This window comes from Mesorhizobium sp. M8A.F.Ca.ET.218.01.1.1 (genome assembly GCF_004791165.1).
Classification (GTDB): domain Bacteria; phylum Pseudomonadota; class Alphaproteobacteria; order Rhizobiales; family Rhizobiaceae; genus Mesorhizobium.
In genome coordinates, this window is sequence record NZ_SRUZ01000195.1 from 1 (window position 1) to 287 (window position 287).

A 287-nucleotide genomic window follows, 5' to 3' on the forward strand; every position below is an offset into this window, starting at 1 on the left:
AGAAAGAGTACGAAGAGTCGATCGGCGAGATGAAGCATGCCGACAAGCTGATCGATCGTATCCTGATGCTGAACGGTTTGCCGAACCTGCAGGCATTGCACAAGCTGATGATCGGCGAATCGACGCCGGAAATGCTGGAATGCGATTTGAAACTGGAGCAAGGCGCGCAAAAAACCGTCAAGGAAGGCATTGCGGCTTGCGAGAAGGCTGGCGATTACGTCTCGCGTGAACTGTTCCGCGAAATCCTGGAAGATACCGAAGAGCATATCGACTGGCTGGAAACCCAG

1 protein-coding gene is annotated in these 287 nt (G+C 53.3%); it reads left to right on the plus strand.

The genetic code is table 11. The features are described from left to right. A partial coding sequence (gene bfr / locus EN861_RS34995) for a bacterioferritin (RefSeq protein WP_135928255.1) occupies nucleotides 1–287 on the plus strand: 287 nt, incomplete at both ends.